Raw genomic sequence first — 16,805 nt, forward strand, 5'->3', positions numbered from 1 at the left:
GTGGAGAGCCGCATGGTTCCCGTAATCGCCCTGGTGGGCCGACCGAACGTCGGCAAGTCCACCTTGTTCAACCGCCTGACCAGGACTCGCGACGCCATCGTCGGCGACTTGTCCGGTCTGACCCGTGATCGCCAGTACGGTGAGGCCAAGTGGCAAGGGCGTTCCTACATTCTGATCGACACCGGCGGTATCTCCGGTGACGAGCATGGTATGGACGAAAAAATGGCCGAGCAGTCGCTGCTGGCCATCGAAGAAGCGGATGTCGTTCTGTTCCTGGTAGATGCCAAGGCCGGTTTCACCGCCGCCGACCAGATGATCGGCGAACACCTGCGCAAGCGTAACAAGCGTTCCTACGTGGTCGCCAACAAGGTCGACAACATCGACCCGGAAATGGCTCGCGCCGAATTTGCCCCGATGGGCATGGGCGATGCGATCCCGATTGCCGGCGCGCATGGTCGTGGCATCACTCAATTGCTGGAAATCGCTCTGAGCGAATTCCCGAAAGATGAGGACGAGCCGCAGGAAGGCGAAGAGCAGGAAGAAGTCGCCGAAGGCGAGGAAGCCAAGCGCATTCCAGGTCCGAGCGAAAAGGACGGCATCAAGATCGCCATCATCGGCCGGCCGAACGTCGGCAAGTCGACGCTGGTCAACCGCATGCTGGGTGAAGAGCGGGTGATCGTCTACGACCAGCCGGGCACCACTCGCGACAGTATCTACATCCCGTTCGAGCGTAACGACGAGAAGTACACGCTGATCGACACTGCCGGTGTGCGCAAGCGCGGCAAGATCCACGAAGAAGTCGAAAAGTTCTCCGTGGTCAAAACCCTGCAGGCCATCAAAGACGCCAACGTGGTGATCTTCGTGATGGACGCCCGCGAAGGGGTGGTCGATCACGACCTCAACCTGCTGGGCTTTGCCCTTGAGTCCGGCCGTGCGCTGGTCATCGCGCTGAACAAGTGGGATGGCATGACTCCGGGCGAGCGTGACTACGTGAAGACCGAACTGGAACGCCGGTTGTTCTTCGTCGACTTCGCCGACATCCACTTCATCTCGGCCCTGCACGGTACCGGCGTGGGCAACCTCTACTCTTCGGTGCAGAACTCGTTCAAGTCGGCGGTCACCCGCTGGCCGACCAGCCGCCTGACCCAGATCCTCGAAGACGCGGTCAGCGAGCACCAGCCGCCGATGGTCAACGGCCGCCGGATCAAGCTGCGTTATGCCCACCTCGGTGGCGCCAACCCGCCGCTGATCGTGATCCACGGCAACCAGATCGAGAAAGTACCGAACTCGTACGTGCGCTATCTGGAAAACACTTACCGCCGTGTGCTCAAACTGGTCGGTACGCCGATCCGTATCGAGTTCAAGGGCGGCGAGAACCCGTACGAAGGCAACAAGAACACGCTGACCGACCGCCAGGTCAACAAGAAGCGTCGTTTGATGTCGCACAACAAGAAGGCCAGCAAGAAGCGCCGCGACAAGCGCTGATCCCGGTCATCAAGAGAGAAGGGCGCCATCTGGCGCCCTTTTTTTATGGGCGCCGGATGGGCTATCCTCGGGCTCTCCCGCGCCGTCGTCAGTGCCGGGGCAGAGCAGGGAACCCCGATGATCAACAGCAAGCTGCCGAATGTCGGCATCACTATTTTCACGCAGATGTCTCAGCTCGCGGCACAGACCGGAGCCATCAACCTGTCCCAGGGTTTTCCCGATTTCGACGGCCCGCAGTCGCTGCGCGATGCGGTCGGTCGGCACATCGCCAGCGGCCATAACCAGTATTCGCCCATGACCGGCCTGCCGGCCTTGCGCCAGCAGATTGCGGCGAAGATTGCCCGAAGCTATGGCGTGAATGTCGATGCCGATCACGAGGTGACCGTCACTCCCGGCGCGACTCAGGCGATCTTCTGTGCGATCCAGGCGGTTATCCACAGCGGCGATGAAGTGATCGTGTTCGACCCGGCCTATGACAGCTACGAGCCGTCGGTAGAGCTGGCCGGTGGGCGCTGCGTGCATGTGCAACTCGGTCTGGAGGATTTCTCCATCGACTTCGACAAGCTCAGTGCAGCGCTGAGCCCGCGCACGCGGATGATCATCCTCAACACCCCGCACAACCCCAGCGGCGCCCTGATCAGTCGCGCAGAGCTGGACCAGTTGGCGGCGCTGATCCGCGATCGCGACATCTATGTGATCAGCGACGAAGTCTACGAACACCTGGTGTACGACGGCCTTCCCCATGTGAGCGTGCTGGCCCATGAAGAGCTGTATCAGCGCGCATTCGTGGTCAGCTCGTTCGGCAAGACCTATCACGTCACCGGCTGGAAAACCGGCTACGTCGTGGCGCCGCCGGCCCTGACCGCCGAACTGCGCAAGGTGCACCAGTACGTCAGCTTCTGTGGCGTGACGCCGCTGCAATATGCGCTGGCCGATTACATGGCCGAGCATCCGGAACACGTCGAAGAACTGCCGGGTTTCTATCAGGCCAAGCGCGATCTGTTCTGTGATCTGCTGGAACCGTCGCGATTCAGCTTCACCCGGGTCACCGGCACCTATTTCCAACTGGTCGATTACTCACAGATCCGTCCCGACCTGAACGATGTCGAGATGGCGATGTGGATGACTCGCGAACATGGTGTGGCGAGCATCCCGGTGTCGGTGTTCTACCAGAATCCACCTGAAGGCCAGCGCCTGGTGCGGCTGTGCTTCGCCAAACGCGAGGAGACGCTGCGGGAAGCGGCGGCAAAACTATGCGTGATCTGAGTGCTTTGCCCAATCTCAACCTGGCGCTGATCCAGACCAGCCTGGCCTGGCATGATCGTCAGGCCAACCTTGAGCATTTCGACGCTTTGCTGGAGCAGGCGCGTGGTGCGGATCTGATTATCCTGCCGGAGATGTTCACCACCGGATTCTCCATGGAATCCGAAACTCTGGCGGAAGCCGAAAACGGCCCGACCAGCAAATGGATGAAGGCACAGGCGGCGAAGCTCAATGCGGTGATCACCGGCAGTGTGATCATCCAGGCCGCGGACGGCAGCCATCGCAATCGCCTGCTATGGGCGCGTCCGGACGGTGAAGTGTGGCATTACGACAAGCGCCATCTGTTCCGCATGGCCGGCGAGCACAATCACTACACGCCCGGCGAACGCCAGGTGCAGTTCGAGCTCAAGGGCTGGCGCATCCGGCCGCTGATTTGCTACGACTTGCGTTTCCCGGTGTGGAGCCGCGATGCACAAGATACCGATCTGCTGCTGTACACCGCCAACTGGCCGGGGGCGCGGCGTCTGCACTGGAACCGTTTGCTGCCGGCGCGGGCGATTGAAAACCTGTGCTACGTGGCGGCCGTGAATCGCGTCGGCACCGACGGCAAGGGTTTTGCCTACACCGGCGATAGTCAGGTGCTGGACTTCCAGGGCGAGACCTTGCTGGCGGCGGGGGAGGCGGACGGGGTGTTCAAGGCCGTACTGGAAGCGGCACCGCTGGCGGCTTACCGCGAGCGGTTTCCGGCGAATCTGGACGCGGATACCTTCGAGTTCACTTGATAGCCAAGATTAGCTGGATCGTTCCCACGCGGAGCGTGGGAACGATCAGATAGAAAATAAAAAGGCCCCAAGGTGTAAACCCCGGGGCCTTTTGCATTTCAGCGCTCAGTTACGCCGCTTTTGCTTCCGGCTGGCTCAGCGAGCGGTTGAGCGCGCTGAACAGTGCCTTGAAGCTGGCGGTGGTGATGTTTTCATCGATACCCACGCCGTGCACGGCACGTTCGCCATTCACGCGCAGCTCGATGTAAGCCGCTGCCTTGGCGTTGGTGCCAGCGCCGATGGCGTGTTCGTTGTAGTCCATGATCTCCACCGGAATCGGCAGACCGGCCACCAGTGCTTCCAGCGCACCGTTGCCCTTGCCGCGCCAGTGCAGGTTGGTTTCGCCCTGGCCCTTGCTCGCCACTTCCACCTCGACGGCGCTGTGGCCGTTTTCTTCCTGCAGGCGATGGCTGACCAGCGCATACGGGGTGTTGGCTTGCAGGTACTCGGTGTGCAGCAGCGAGTGGATCTGCTGGGCAGTCATTTCCAGGCCCAGACGATCGGTTTCACGCTGCACAACCTGGCTGAACTCGATCTGCATGCGGCGCGGCAGGCTGATGCCATATTCCTGCTCCAGCAGGTAGGCGATACCGCCCTTGCCCGACTGGCTGTTGACGCGGATCACCGCCTCGTAGCTGCGGCCGATGTCGGCCGGATCGATCGGCAGGTACGGCACTTCCCACAGGGTGTCCGGTTTCTGCTGGGCGAAGCCCTTGCGGATCGCGTCCTGGTGGGAGCCGGAGAACGCGGTGTGCACCAGGTCGCCGACGTACGGGTGACGCGGGTGAACCTGGATCTGGTTGCACTCTTCGACGACCTTGCGCACGCCGTCGATGTCGGAGAAGTCCAGTTGCGGGTCGAGGCCCTGGGTGTACATGTTCAGTGCCACGGTCACGAGGTCGACGTTACCGGTACGCTCGCCGTTGCCGAACAGGCAGCCTTCGACGCGGTCGGCGCCGGCCATCAGGCCCAGCTCGGTGGCGGCCACGCCAGTGCCACGGTCGTTGTGGGTGTGCAGGCTGATGATCACGCTGTCACGACGGTTGATGTTGCGGTGGAACCACTCGATCTGGTCGGCGTAGACGTTCGGGGTCGCGCACTCAACGGTGGCCGGCAGGTTGAGGATGATCTTGTGCTCGGGCGTCGGGTTCCAGACCTCGATCACCGCATCGCAGACTTCCTTGGCGAACTCCAGCTCGGTGGCGCTGAAGGTTTCCGGCGAGTATTCGAAGGTCCACTCGGTGTCCGGCTGCATCGCAGCGTATTTGACGAACAGCTTGGCGGCGTTCACGGCGATGGCCTTGATCCCGTCCTTGTCCTGATTGAACACGATGCGACGGAAAGACGGGGAAGTGGCGTTGTACAGGTGAACGATCGCCTTTTTCGCCCCGCGCAGGGATTCGAAGGTGCGCTCGATCAGATCTTCACGACCCTGGGTCAGCACCTGAATGGTGGTGTCGTCCGGGATGTGGCCGTCTTCGATCAGGGTACGCACGAAGTCGAAGTCGGTTTGCGAAGCCGCCGGGAACGACGCCTCGATTTCCTTCACGCCCACCTGCACCAGGGTTTTCCAGAAGCGCAGCTTTTTCACCGCGTCCATCGGCTCGATCAACGACTGGTTGCCGTCACGCAGGTCGGAGCTGCACCAGATCGGCGCGGCATCGATGGTTTTCGACGGCCAGGTGCGATCCGGCAGGTTGATCACAGGAAACGCGCGGTATTTCGAAGACGGGTCTTTGAGCATGCTCATCGGGAAATTCCTTATTGTCTGGGCCGAAAAGAGGCGGCCTGCCGGTGGAACGAATGTTCGGAGAAGCTTGGGACGAGGCGCAGCGATTCAGCCCGGCAGTCGTGCGCTGACGAGGCACAGGCTGCGGTGCTGGCGAAGCTGAATAAGGGTGTGAGAGGTTTTCATGCCTTCAACCCTAACCGCGGGGGCTGAGGATGGCAAGCAGTCGAAAAAAATTGAGAGGAATACCCGGAAAGCAGTTTTTTCCGAGATTTTATTCTTGATATGGCGGCAATTGTTGGCGGGGATTGCGCAGACCATTCGTCGCGCGCAATCCCCGCTGGGGGCGAATCAAGGTTGAAATGCGCCGATAAAGATTGCCGGATCGACCCGCGCGTCGTTCAGGCTGACATTCCAGTGCATGTGCGGCCCGGTCGCCCGACCTGTGGCGCCAACCTTGCCCACCACTGCGCCGCGAGCCAGTTGCTGGCCGTTCTGCACGTCGATCTTCGACATATGGCAGAACATGCTGATGAAGCCCTGGCCGTGGTCGACGAACACGGTGTTGCCATTGAAGAAGTAGTTGCCGATCAGGATCACCTTGCCCGCCGCCGGGGTCTTGATCGGTGTGCCGGCCGGCACCGCGAAGTCGAGGCCTGCATGGGGATTGCGCTCTTCTCCGTTGAAGAACCGGCGCACACCGAACTTGCTCGACAGCGGTCCGTTGACCGGTTTGTCGAGCAACAGGTTACTCGGAGTGTTCGGGCTGAAGCTGCGGTAAGCCTTGATCTGCTCGGCCAGTTCGCCCTCGATGCGCTTGAGGTTCGCCGGGTTCGGATTGACCTGTTGCGTGTTCTTCAGGGTGATGCGCTGTTCCGGGTATTTCTTGTTGCCGACAGTGAAGTTCAGGTTTCGACCGCCGCTGCTGATCTGCTGGGTGCCGGGTTTGACGGTCAGCGGAACGCCGACAATCGCCAGCCAGTTGTTCTGTTCCTTGACCACCAACACCGGTTTGCCCTGATACGTGGCTTTCGGTGCTTGTGTGGCGGTGCCCAGATCGACGACAGCAACGCCGCCCGGCACCGGTTTGTTCAGCAGCCGGGTGATGTAGCTGTCGGCGTGGGCGTTGACGGTCAGGCACAGCAACAGCAGCGGAGCGAGAAAACGCGGCATGGATCAGTCCAGTAAAGAGAGGGTGACGGGCGTCAGGTGATTGTCCTCGACGCGCACTTGCAGTTCGCCTTCGCCCAGTTTGGCCTTCAGGCGCTGGCCGGTATGGGTCTGCGCGGCGTTGCGAATCGCGTTGCCGCGCTCATCCAGCAGAATGCTGTAGCCACGGCCGAGGGTCGCCAGCGGGCTGACCACGTGCAGGGTCTGCATCTGGCTTTGCAACTGCAGGCGACGGCGTTTCAGGCCTTCGTTCATGGCGCGGGGCAGGCGTTCGGCAAGACTGTCGAGGCGTTGGCGCAACAGGGCAAGTTGCCGTCCGGGATGTTGCCCGGCAAGGCGTGTTTCCAGACGAATCAGGCGTTCGCGCCGGGTGTTGAGCTGGCGCTCGAATGCCCGGCGCATGCGCATGTCCAGGTCATCCAGGCGCTGTGCCTGCTGGCGCAGACGTTCGCCGGGATGGCGCAACCGGCGGGCCATGCCTTCAAGGCGCAGGCGATCACGCATCAGTCGGTCGCGTATGCGCATCACCAGTCGGCGATGCAGGCTTTCGACCTGCCGGATCAGGTGGCTGGAATCCGGGGCAAGCAGTTCAGCGGCAGCGGACGGCGTCGGTGCGCGAACGTCCGCCACGAAGTCGCTGATCGACACATCGGTTTCATGACCAACCGCACTGACGATTGGCGTAACACAGGCATCTACCGCCCGGGCCACGGCTTCTTCGTTGAAGCACCAGAGGTCTTCCAGCGAGCCGCCGCCACGGGCAAGAATCAGCGCGTCGAAGCCCCGGGCGTCCGCCAGTCTCAGGGCGCGGACGATCTGCGCCGTGGCTTCGCGGCCCTGAACAGCGGTGGGAATTAGCGTCAGTTGTACCTGCGGCGCACGGCGTCGGAACACACTGATAATGTCGCGAATCACCGCGCCGGTCGGCGAACTGATAATGCCGATGTGCTGCGGATGTGCCGGCAGCGGGACTTTGCGTTCGGCACTGAACAGGCCTTCGGCGCTGAGCTTTTCCTTCAAGGCATCAAACGCCAGACGCAGAGCGCCATCGCCGGCAGGCTCCACCGTGTCGAGGATCAACTGATAGTCGCCACGGCCCTCGAACAGTGAGACCTTGCCGCGCACCTTCACCGCCAGGCCATCCTTCAGCGCCTGCCGCACCCGCGCAGCGTTCTGGCGAAACAGTGCGCAACGCACCTGCGCGCCGCTGTCCTTGAGCGTGAAATACACGTGGCCGGACGCCGGGCGGGCGAGGTTGGAGATTTCGCCTTCGACCCAGATGTTGCTGAACACGTCTTCGAGCAACACCCGTGCGCGGCCGTTGAGCTGGCTGACGGTCAGGACTTCGCGGTCCAGGCCGAGTCTTGCAAAGGGATCTTTAATCATGGGACGCAGTTTAAAGGCTTTCGCCGGTGAATGTCTGGAGGAAGTGTTGCACCAACGATGTGGGATTCTGCCGAAAGGCAAGGGCGACGGTGCTCTGGCAATCGCCGCTCAGCGGCACAAATCTCACACCGGCAGGCGCGATGTCCTGCATCGACTCCGGCAGCAGGGCGATGCCGAAACCGGCCTGGATCAATTGCAGCTGCGTGGTCTTGCGCGACATCACTCGCGCAGCCTGGGGGAAGAAACCGTGGCGCATGCACAGGTCGGCGCACAAGTAACTCAACCCGCCGCGTTGCGGATGGGGGATGGAAATGAACGCTTCGTCCTTCAATTGCGCCAGATCGACTGCCTCCGCAAAGGCCAGTCGATGATCCGCCGGCACGGCAAGCAGCAAGCGCTCGGTGTAGAGCGGCACGACATGAACACCCTCGCGCTGGCGCAAAACCGGCAGGCGCAGAAGACTGATGTCGAGCCGCCCCTCGGCCAGTTCTTCAAGCTGTGCCTCCGAAGACAACGTGCCGATGTCCAGCGAAACCCCGGGCTGCTGTTCCAGGTAAGCGCTCATGTCGCGCAACAGTTGGCCGCTGATCGGCACTGTGCTGGAGTGACACAGGCGCAAGGTGCCGCGCTGGCCCTGGCCGATTTCCGTGGCCAGGGTGCTGGCCTTGTTCAATTCATTGAGCAGGTTTCTCGCCCGGGGCAGGAATGCTTCGCCAGCGGCAGTGAGCCGGGGCTGGCGGGCGGTGCGTTCGAACAGCGGCGTTCGCAGGCGGGTTTCCATGTCCTTAATCTGCCGGCTCAGCGCCGATTGAGCAATGAACAGGCGTTCGGCGGCGGCGCTGAAGCTGCCGCACTCGGCGATTTCGACGAAATAGCGCAATTGACGGGTTGAAAGCACGAGATATGCCTTTTCGAGATGGCTTGGCGGTTTCGATGATATTAGTCGCAACCCTCGGCGCTGGCTAAAGTCATCACAGGCTTATTAAAGGAAGCGAGCGGATGAGTGTGGCGGGGTTGTTGAGCGAGTGGTCGTGGGGCTTCGGGGGCTGGGCAGTCGTCGGAGTGGGTGTTGCGCTGGCCTATGTCGTGTTCGGCATTGCCGGTTTTGGCACGGCGCTGGTGGCGGGGCCGATCCTGATCCTGTTCATGCCGCTGTCGAAAATCGTGCCGTTGCTGGTGTTGCTGGATTTTGTAGCGGCGTTCGGCAATCTGCTGCCATCGCGCAGAGATGTAGCGAAACCGGAGTTGCTGCGGCTGCTGCCGTGCATGGCGGTGGGGTGCACGCTGGGAGTGATTTTCCTGCTCAACCTCAAATCCGATCTGCTGTTGTTGCTGATGGGACTGTTCATCAGTGCCTATGCGGTTTACAGCTTGTGGATCAAGGCGCGGCCGGCGCAGTTGTCCGCCGGGTGGGCGTTGCCCATGGGCACGGTGGGCGGGCTGTTCGGGGCGTTGTTCGGCAGTGGCGGCTTTCTTTATGCGATTTACCTCAACAGCCGGCTGCCCAAGGACGCGGCCCGGGCCACGCAGAGTGCGCTGATCAGTTGCAGCACGGTGGTGCGTTTGAGTCTGTTCGCCATCGCAGGCGTGTATGCCGAGCTACCCTTGTTGATGCTCGCGCTGTGCCTGCTACCGGCCATGGCGCTGGGCTTGTGGATCGGGCGGCGGCTGACGATGCGTTTGTCCCGTGAGGCCTTCGTGCGGCTGGTGACCTGGCTGGTGCTGGCGAGCGGTCTGGCGCTGATCGGCCGCTATTTAAGCACTTGACCGGATTGTCTCAGGGATTAAGCTGCCGGCCGCGTTCGTCGCAGAACATCCTTTGACGCAGCAGGCTTGCACCATGAACTCCCAAAGCATCATCGTCCCGAAAATCTCCAACCTGCCGGTGCACGAGCCCCGGGCCCGGGCGATCCTGCGCTGGCTGGTGCGCAAGAACATCGTCAAGGAAGAGCTGAGCACCTGTGGACGCACCGGCAATCGCATGGCCTATGCCATCGCCGATGGCGCCCGCGCGGTGGTGCTGCACCCCGAGGCGCTGCCGTTCGGTGAACCGATCAATGGCCTGGAAGTCATCACCAAACGCTGCATCTACACCCCGGCCAAGGGCTTTCTCGAAGAGGCCGGTTGCGCCGAGTGCCGCCAGGAAATCGGCGAAGCGCTGTTCGAAAGCCTGGAAGACTGGATGCCGGGCCGCACCGACAACTTCACCTGCCCCGAGTGTGGGCATGAAGACGACATCAACGGTTTTCTGTATTTGCAGGAATGTGGGTTTTCCAACCTCGGTTTCATCTTCAACAACTGGCTCGAGGCGGGGTTCAAGCAGAGTTTCATCGACGAATTCGCCGACTGGCTGGATCAACCGGTGAGCTGGGTCAAGGTCGAGTTGTAGGAGCCGTTTTTCCCGTACATCAGCAACATTGATATAAGACAAGTTTTACATTGAACCCGAAGGGGTGTCTGACTATAATGGCGCGCTTCCATTTTCCCGCTCGGGAGCCCCCGCGATGCTGCGTATCAGCCAAGAAGCTCTGACCTTCGACGACATTCTTTTAGTGCCTGGTTATTCCGAGGTGCTTCCTAACGAAGTCAGTCTCAAGACCCGCCTCACCCGTGGCATCGAACTGAATATTCCTCTGGTTTCTGCCGCCATGGACACCGTCACCGAAGCCCGTCTGGCAATCGCCATGGCTCAGGAAGGTGGCATCGGCATTATCCACAAGAACATGACCATCGAGCAGCAAGCTGCCGAAGTCCGCAAGGTCAAGAAGTTCGAAGCCGGTGTGGTCAAGGATCCAATCACCATCGAGGCTGACGCCACGGTTCGTGATCTGTTCGATCTGACCCGCATGCACAACATTTCCGGCGTTCCGGTGCTGCACGATGGCGACCTGGTCGGCATCGTCACTTCCCGTGACGTGCGCTTCGAAACCCGTCTGGACGCCACCGTTCGTGAAGTGATGACGCCGAAAGAGCGTCTGGTCACCGTTCGCGAAGGCGCCGACAAGAACGAAGTCCGCGAGTTGCTGCACAAGCACCGCCTGGAAAAAGTCCTGATCGTCGACGACAAGTTTGCCCTCAAAGGCATGATGACCGTCAAAGACATCGAAAAAGCCAAGGCCTACCCGCTGGCCAGCAAGGACGATCAAGGTCGTCTGCGCGTCGGCGCTGCAGTCGGTACCGGTAAAGACACCGGTGACCGTGTTGCCGCTCTGGTCAATGCCGGTGTGGACGTGGTGGTGGTCGACACCGCTCACGGTCACTCCAAAGGCGTGATCGACCGCGTTCGCTGGGTCAAGGAGAACTTCCCTGAAGTGCAGGTGATCGGCGGCAACATCGCCACCGGCGCAGCCGCCAAGGCCCTGGCCGAAGCTGGCGCCGATGCGGTCAAGGTCGGTATCGGCCCTGGCTCGATCTGCACCACCCGTATCGTCGCCGGTGTCGGCGTTCCGCAAATCAGTGCCATCGCCAACGTCGCCGCCGCCCTCGAAGGCACCGGTGTTCCGTTGATCGCCGACGGCGGCATCCGTTTCTCCGGTGACCTGTCCAAGGCCATCGTGGCCGGTGCGTCCTGCGTGATGATGGGCTCGATGTTCGCCGGTACCGAAGAAGCGCCGGGCGAGATCGAACTGTTCCAGGGCCGTTCGTACAAGGCTTATCGCGGCATGGGCTCGCTGGGCGCCATGTCCCAGGCTCAGGGTTCTTCCGACCGTTACTTCCAGGACTCCTCGGCCGGCGCCGAGAAACTGGTTCCGGAAGGCATCGAAGGCCGTGTTCCTTACAAGGGCACCCTGAGCGCGATCATTCACCAGTTGATGGGCGGTCTGCGTTCCTCGATGGGTTACACCGGCAGCGCCAACATCGAAGAAATGCGCACCAAGCCTGAGTTCGTGCGGATCACCGGTGCCGGCATGGCCGAATCCCACGTTCACGACGTGCAGATCACCAAGGAAGCGCCAAACTACCGCGTAGGTTGAGGCTTCAAGCAAAACGTTAAATGACCGGGGCTGTTTTATTCAGCCCCGAGTCGTTTCTGAATCAAGACTGTTTCTGAATTACTTAGACGAGACTGAATCATGGCCCTCGACATTCACGCTCACCGCATCCTGATCCTCGACTTCGGTTCGCAATACACCCAACTGATCGCCCGCCGCGTGCGTGAGATCGGTGTGTACTGCGAACTGCACCCGTTCGACATGGACGAGGATGCGATCCGCGAATTCGCTCCAAAAGGCGTGATCCTCGCCGGCGGTCCCGAGTCCGTGCACGAAGCCAACAGCCCGCGTTGCCCGCAAGCGGTTTTCGACCTGGGCGTACCGGTTTTCGGCATCTGCTACGGCATGCAGACCATGGCCGAGCAACTGGGCGGCAAGGTTGAAGGCTCCGAACTGCGTGAGTTCGGTTATGCCCGCGTTGACGTAGTCGGCAAGAGCCGTCTGCTCGACGGCATCGAAGACCACATCGACGCCGACGGCCTGTTCGGCCTCGACGTATGGATGAGCCACGGTGACAAGGTCACCAAGATGCCAGGCGATTTCCACATCCTGGCCAGCACCCCGAGCTGCCCGATCGCCGGCATGTTCAACGACGAGCGCGCTTACTACGGCGTGCAGTTTCACCCGGAAGTGACCCACACCAAGCAGGGCGGTCGCATCCTGTCGCGCTTCGTTCTCGACATCTGCGGCTGTGAAGCCCTGTGGACCCCGTCGAAGATTGCCGAAGACGCCATCGCCAACATCCGCGCGCAGGTCGGTACCGACAACGTGCTGCTGGGTCTGTCCGGCGGTGTGGATTCCTCGGTGGTTGCGGCACTGCTGCACAAGGCCATCGGCGACCAGCTGACCTGCGTCTTCGTCGACAACGGCCTGCTGCGTCTGCACGAAGGCGAGCAAGTGATGGCCATGTTCGCCGAGAACATGGGCGTCAAGGTGATCCGCGCCAACGCCGAAGACCAGTTCCTGAACAACCTGGCCGGCGAAGCCGATCCGGAGAAGAAGCGCAAGATCATCGGCCGCACCTTCATCGACGTGTTCGATGCCGAATCCTGCAAGCTGGACAACATCAAGTACCTGGCCCAGGGCACCATCTACCCGGACGTGATCGAGTCGGCTGGCGCGAAAAGCGGCAAGGCTCACGTGATCAAGTCGCACCACAACGTGGGCGGCCTGCCGGACGAGATGAACCTGAAACTGGTCGAGCCACTGCGCGAACTGTTCAAGGACGAAGTCCGTCGTCTGGGCCTGGAACTGGGCCTGCCGTACGACATGGTCTACCGTCACCCGTTCCCGGGCCCGGGCCTGGGCGTGCGCATCCTCGGTGAAGTGAAGAAGGAATACGCCGACCTGCTGCGTCGCGCCGACCACATCTTCATCGAAGAACTGCGCAAGGCCGACTGGTACCACAAGGTCAGCCAGGCCTTCGTCGTGTTCCAGCCAGTGAAATCGGTTGGCGTGGTCGGCGATGGCCGTCGTTACGCCTGGGTCGTGGCCCTGCGTGCCGTGGAAACCATCGACTTCATGACCGCACGTTGGGCACACCTGCCTTACGAACTGCTGGAAACCGTTTCCGGCCGCATCATCAATGAAATCGAAGGCATCTCCCGCGTCACTTACGACGTGTCGAGCAAGCCGCCGGCGACCATTGAGTGGGAGTGATCCCGCAACACAGCTCGCACTGATGCAATGAAAAACCCTGGCCTCGGCCAGGGTTTTTTCGTCTGTCTGAATGGCAGGTCAAGCAGGAAGTCGGCTTTGCAGTTGCAGTCCGATTTGCTTCAGTGCACTGGATAATTGTTCAAGGCTGTCGAAGGGCACGCGATGTACCGAACCCCAGGATGGACGGTCAATGTAATAGCGTCCATCGGCGAAAGTCTGGACGGGCGTTTGTACAATCTCGCCGTTCACACTTCGGTGGAATAACCGATACGTGCCTTGGGAGCGTTCGAATACAAACATACCCGCACGATAAAGCAGCCGGTGTATTTGCAGTTCGGTACGGCTGACCGGTGCTGCTTCCATCTGCAGAAGCACGTCGGCGTAATGGGTTTCGACAGTTCCACGCTGTACCAGAGTCTGTGAATGTGGACCCCGTTCGATGTCAACGCCCGGGTCTACTGCCAAATGTTCCCCTTGTCCCGGATCGACCTCTTGAATCCGCACGCCGATGCCACCCTCCAGTTCGCTGATACCAGCAACGCCCCTGAACGTATTGGTATTTTCCACCCCCGTCAGTACCACCCATTTGCCAACGTCATTCATGGTTTTGTCCATGAACATGATGTCGGCGGTCAGGTGGTTGGTCATGATTTGTTCCTCGGGCAGCGTAAGTGAAACGGGCTTTCTGTAGGTCGCCGCACAATCGGTGGCCTGAACTCGAATACCGTTTTCTCTGGCGCTTTTCACCAGCGCCAGTTCGTCGAACTGCTCTGCTGGATCGGTGCCGAGACGACTCAGATATTGCTGCAGGTCATCGGACATGGCGCCGGATTTGAAGTAAACGTTCAGATCAGCCTGGGCAAAGTCGTTGAGCAATCGGCGCACATAGAGTGTCCTGACGCCTTGGCGCGCCAGCGCGGGCATGTTCTCAATGACCAATCGCATGCTGGCTATACGGTCGGGGGTTTCGCCGATAACCAGCCCGGGCGCTTCCTCAAATGCCTGCGCAGTGAAGTCCGTGAAGCTCATTGATGAGGTGAGCGCAGGAATCTGCGGACGTGACGGCAGGTTTGCCCAAGGGAGATTCTTGTAGAAGCGTCTGGCAGAGAGCTGAAGAGCACGGGCCTTTTCGGCGAAATAGAGTGCATAACGGTCTGGAGAGACCAGTCCACCGTCAGGGCCAATTCGCAGTTCAATGTGGTTTTCACGTAAATTCAGGGCCCATCGTCGCAGTTCCAGCATCCGCTGCGGGTCTACTGCGTACGGTGTCCTGATCAGGCGAATCTCCTGCGAAGTCGATGGCTGAGGCTCGCCGGGCAGCGAGGTTGACGGTTCAGGTTGCATCAGGGGGCGTTCCTGCTCTTCGGGCGATGGCGCGTGCGTATCAAGCTCAAGCTCCACATCTACGGTGCATTGTCTGCCCATGCACTGACCGCCCCCTTTGAGGCCCAACTGGGTCATGCGCTCCCAAAGTCCTTTGCTGTTCAAGCGCACAGGAATTGCATGGATCAGTTGATTGGGTTTTGCCGGATCGATGATCGCCCAGAATCCGCCGCCCTGTGAGTCGCTGAAGTAACGGACGTAATAGGCCGTGTCGTTCATCTGGATGGCATAGGGTGAGTCCGCGTTCAGTCTGTAGATCCCCTGGTATTTGCCGGGCTCCGCAACCGGATTCAGACCATCCAGTATTTCGTTTGACTGAAAGTGCTGCGGGATCTGCCGGACCTGCACGGTTTCGGAGGTCGGCAAGGGCAGCTCTTGCGCAACAGGCAGAATCTCGTTCGGTTCTTCTGACTCCAGCTCCGCTGGCGTACCGCTTTCTGCCAGCTCGCTTGTCTCGGAGACCTCTGACGGTAGATCAAACTCTGGCAGTGCACCGGATCCCATCAGAAACGGAGTATTGAACAGCGCATCAATACCACTGAGGACTGCTCCCAATACGCCTTCCTTGCGCTCTTCGGAAGTCTTGCCGTTGACGGCCTTGTCGATGTTCAGCCCCATGTCGGCGATGCTGGCGCCGATCACCGGCAACGCTACGGGCCAGCCCACCACAGCCATCGGGCCGAGCACTTTCAGGCCGGCACTCAGGTAACCGATCCAAAGTTTCTTGCGCAGGTCACCATTGGAGGTCAGGGACAGATCGGCTTCGGCGGACATCGCGTCGCGAATGGAATCTCGTAACCAACTGAATGCATCGGTCGTGACCGGCCGATCCGTCCGATTGATGAGGCTGTGGTCGGAATGTCCCCAGGTGCTGACCAGCCGATTCATCAGGTCGCTGATGTTTTCGGTCATCCAGTGTCGGTCAGCCAGTGAGAAATGTTTCAGGAACAGTTCGCGGGGGGCATTTTCGTTCAACTGTTGCAAGATCCACCAGTGCATATCGGTGGGGGTGTCCAGCACATGGAACGACTGAATGTCTCCGGGCACGTAAATAATCTGGCGGCCGTCCGAGTCGATAATGCGCAGAATGTCGGTGGCCATGCGACCGTCGATATCCAGAGTGCGCATTTGTACGGCATCGCTGGGCGAGGTTTCGGCTTGCAGTGTGTGAAGGTTGACAGGCCAGGTCAGCGGACCGGCGAACGCATGGATCATCGTATGAAGGTCATCGTCGGTGAGGTGGCCGAGTTCTCGCGCTTCGACGGCTTTACCAAGGAAGCTGCATTTGGCCAGGGTGCGAAAATCGTTGAAGTGGCTGGCCCAGAATGCGTGCAGCTCGTTGCGATAACGCTCACTGAAATTGATGTTCCAGAACTCATTCAGCACTTCGCTGCCATGCAGATGCACTTCGTTGCTTGCATCAAAACTTTCGGCGTCCGGGCCGGCGGTGTAAAAGCCACCGTATACATCCAGCAAGTCGGCATTGTCTTGATCGGTGGCGCGGAACCGGTGAATGACCAGTTGCGTCAGAGTCAGGCTTTCGTAAGGTCTTTCGCCATAGTGTTGCCAGCCAGTGAACGAGGCGGACAGGCTCTGAGCGGTTCTGAATCGATGGAAGTAGATGTAATCGGGATCCAGACCGGCGAGGCCGCGCCTGATGAGCAATTCGCTGGCGACTGCATGCGCGGTATCGTTCAGGCTTGGACAGGCTCTGACAAGTTGTGTAGCCATGATCCTGAGGGCGGCCTTGTCGGCAGCGTTGGGCAATGGGCGGGGGGTTGCTGGGGTCATTCGCACTGGTCCTTGAGAAAGAAACAGTGAGAGTGGTCTGTTCACGCGAGGACTGTGCGGTACTTGTATACCACCCGAGACCGCCCCGATCTGCGGCCATCCGCCGCGCTGCCCTTACTGTTTCGC

At 60.5% G+C, this 16,805-nt stretch carries 12 protein-coding genes; 7 read left to right on the plus strand and 5 right to left on the minus strand.

The genetic code is table 11. The features are described from left to right. The first annotated feature begins 12 nt into the window (after positions 1 to 12). The 3 genes from der to ACKLNA_RS11565 all read left to right on the plus strand — a co-directional run bounded on the left by der (position 13) and on the right by ACKLNA_RS11565 (position 3,530). Positions 13 to 1,485, plus strand: coding sequence for a ribosome biogenesis GTPase Der (gene der, locus ACKLNA_RS11555; protein ID WP_408985918.1), 1,473 nt, complete (start codon positions 13 to 15; stop codon positions 1,483 to 1,485). Positions 1,486 to 1,602: 117 nt separating this feature from the next. Further along, on the plus strand, positions 1,603 to 2,751 hold the full coding sequence (locus ACKLNA_RS11560; RefSeq protein WP_408985919.1) for a pyridoxal phosphate-dependent aminotransferase: 1,149 nt from the start codon (positions 1,603 to 1,605) through the stop codon (positions 2,749 to 2,751). Then, the gene (locus tag ACKLNA_RS11565; RefSeq protein WP_408985920.1) at positions 2,739 to 3,530 is read left to right on the plus strand and encodes an amidohydrolase; all 792 of its coding nucleotides are present in this window, start codon (positions 2,739 to 2,741) and stop codon (positions 3,528 to 3,530) included. Before ACKLNA_RS11560 ends, ACKLNA_RS11565 begins: the two co-directional genes overlap by 13 nt. Positions 3,531 to 3,639: 109 nt before the next feature. Here the strand turns inward: ACKLNA_RS11565 and leuA are convergent, their stop codons facing one another. From leuA to ACKLNA_RS11585, 4 genes are all read right to left on the minus strand, one after another. After that, entirely contained in the window at positions 3,640 to 5,319 is a 1,680-nt protein-coding gene (leuA, locus tag ACKLNA_RS11570; RefSeq protein WP_085709408.1) for a 2-isopropylmalate synthase, read from the minus strand. Between the two features lie 330 nt (positions 5,320 to 5,649). After that, the gene (locus ACKLNA_RS11575; RefSeq protein WP_408985921.1) at positions 5,650 to 6,471 is read right to left on the minus strand and encodes a peptidoglycan DD-metalloendopeptidase family protein; all 822 of its coding nucleotides are present in this window, start codon (positions 6,469 to 6,471) and stop codon (positions 5,650 to 5,652) included. A gap of 3 nt (positions 6,472 to 6,474) precedes the next feature. After that, positions 6,475 to 7,854: an exodeoxyribonuclease VII large subunit gene (gene xseA, locus ACKLNA_RS11580; protein ID WP_408985922.1), complete on the minus strand. Its 1,380-nt coding sequence runs from the start codon at positions 7,852 to 7,854 to the stop codon at positions 6,475 to 6,477. 10 nt (positions 7,855 to 7,864) lie between these two features. After that, the gene (locus ACKLNA_RS11585; RefSeq protein ID WP_408985923.1) at positions 7,865 to 8,752 is read right to left on the minus strand and encodes a LysR family transcriptional regulator; all 888 of its coding nucleotides are present in this window, start codon (positions 8,750 to 8,752) and stop codon (positions 7,865 to 7,867) included. A 101-nt stretch (positions 8,753 to 8,853) separates the two neighbouring features. On the opposite strand from ACKLNA_RS11585, the gene ACKLNA_RS11590 reads away from it, so the two are divergent. The 4 genes from ACKLNA_RS11590 (at position 8,854) to guaA (ending at position 13,505) form a co-directional block, all read left to right on the plus strand. After that, the gene (locus ACKLNA_RS11590; RefSeq protein WP_408985924.1) at positions 8,854 to 9,621 is read left to right on the plus strand and encodes a sulfite exporter TauE/SafE family protein; all 768 of its coding nucleotides are present in this window, start codon (positions 8,854 to 8,856) and stop codon (positions 9,619 to 9,621) included. A 73-nt stretch (positions 9,622 to 9,694) separates the two neighbouring features. Further along, on the plus strand, positions 9,695 to 10,243 hold the full coding sequence (locus ACKLNA_RS11595) for a hypothetical protein (RefSeq protein ID WP_011335799.1): 549 nt from the start codon (positions 9,695 to 9,697) through the stop codon (positions 10,241 to 10,243). Positions 10,244 to 10,358: 115 nt separating this feature from the next. Continuing rightward, the gene (gene guaB, locus ACKLNA_RS11600; protein WP_408985925.1) at positions 10,359 to 11,828 is read left to right on the plus strand and encodes an IMP dehydrogenase; all 1,470 of its coding nucleotides are present in this window, start codon (positions 10,359 to 10,361) and stop codon (positions 11,826 to 11,828) included. Between the two features lie 99 nt (positions 11,829 to 11,927). Continuing rightward, entirely contained in the window at positions 11,928 to 13,505 is a 1,578-nt protein-coding gene (gene guaA / locus ACKLNA_RS11605) for a glutamine-hydrolyzing GMP synthase (RefSeq protein WP_408985926.1), read from the plus strand. Between the two features lie 78 nt (positions 13,506 to 13,583). Here the strand turns inward: guaA and ACKLNA_RS11610 are convergent, their stop codons facing one another. Further along, on the minus strand, positions 13,584 to 16,679 hold the full coding sequence (locus tag ACKLNA_RS11610; RefSeq protein WP_408985927.1) for a membrane-targeted effector domain-containing toxin: 3,096 nt from the start codon (positions 16,677 to 16,679) through the stop codon (positions 13,584 to 13,586). Positions 16,680 to 16,805 lie beyond the last annotated feature (126 nt).

The organism is Pseudomonas sp. UV AK001 (assembly GCF_046097675.1).
In the GTDB taxonomy this organism is placed as follows: domain Bacteria; phylum Pseudomonadota; class Gammaproteobacteria; order Pseudomonadales; family Pseudomonadaceae; genus Aquipseudomonas; species Aquipseudomonas kribbensis.